Raw genomic sequence first — 387 nt, 5'->3', positions numbered from 1 at the left:
GCGCGAAGCTCACATGAGCGCCTATGAAATGATGCTGTCGGAGAGCCAGGAGCGCATGCTGGCCATCCTCAAGCCCGGGCGCGAGGACGACGCCTATCGCGTGTTCCACAAGTGGGGCCTCGACGCGGCGGCGATCGGCCAGACCACCGACACCGGCCGCATCGTGCTGCGCCATCATGGCGAGGTGGTGTGCGACCTGCCGCTGGCGCCCCTGTCGGACGATGCGCCCCTCTATGATCGTCCGTGGACGGAGCCTGAGGCCCGCCCGACCCTGGATGTCGACAATACGCCGGCGCCGAAGGACTGGCGCGCGGCCCTCGTCCAGCTGATCGGGTGCCCCGACATGGCCTCCAAGCGCTGGATCTGGGAACAGTACGACCGCCACGT

1 protein-coding gene is annotated in these 387 nt (G+C 68.2%); it reads left to right on the top strand.

The annotated features are described in order from the left end of the window. Positions 1-13 precede the first annotated feature (13 nt). Positions 14-387 (top strand): AIR synthase-related protein (locus A7981_RS10530; RefSeq protein ID WP_254258559.1); only part of this gene is annotated, 374 nt, incomplete at its 3' end.

This window comes from Methylovorus sp. MM2, from assembly GCF_001648895.1.
GTDB lineage: Bacteria > Pseudomonadota > Gammaproteobacteria > Burkholderiales > Methylophilaceae > MM1.
This window is presented reverse-complemented; position numbering and strand designations above follow the sequence as displayed.